This window comes from Bacillus haikouensis (assembly GCF_013179555.1).
In the GTDB taxonomy this organism is placed as follows: Bacteria; Bacillota; Bacilli; order Bacillales; family Bacillaceae_B; genus Rossellomorea; species Rossellomorea haikouensis_A.
The window spans coordinates 1-574 of record NZ_JABMCR010000622.1; the positions used below are offsets into that span (position 1 = coordinate 1).

Annotated in this window: 1 protein-coding gene; it reads left to right on the forward strand. The window is 36.1% G+C overall.

The annotated features are described in order from the left end of the window. Positions 1-574 (forward strand): transposase (locus tag HP456_RS24725; protein ID WP_172255930.1); only part of this gene is annotated, 574 nt, incomplete at both ends.

Genomic DNA, 574 nt, shown 5'->3' on the forward strand with positions numbered 1-574 from the left:
AATCAAGAACCTTTTGAAAAAAAGTACCACGAAAAGAATTTCAGAAAATCGTGCTAAACAGAAGGCAAGTCAAATAATAGAATACGCCAAGGAATCCTATCCAGCTATTTCTTCAGCGAGTATTCAAACATCAAAAGTTCAATACTATGCAAAACAACTCCTCCGTTTATTAGAGGAAAAAGAACACGTTTCTAACCAGTTGATTAACGAGGCAAAAAAGCTTCCTGAGTTTGAAGTACTTATCAGTCTCCCTGGGGTGGGTGACATTAGCGCAGGACTTTTTATCGGTGAGTTTGGTGACCTCTCTCGCTTTTCTAATCATAAAAAAGTCAACGCATTTGTGGGTATTGATATTCGAAGATATCAGTCTGGAAGATACGCAGGAAAAGATCATATTAATAAACGAGGAAATCCTAAAGGACGAAAAATTTTATATCTCATTGTTCGGAATATGATCCGCCAACAAAAAGCAGGATCAAATCATATCGTCGATTATTATTACAAATTAAAAAAGCAACCTATCTCCAAAAAGGATAAGGTTGCCACTGTAGCTTGCATGAATAAGCTACTAAAA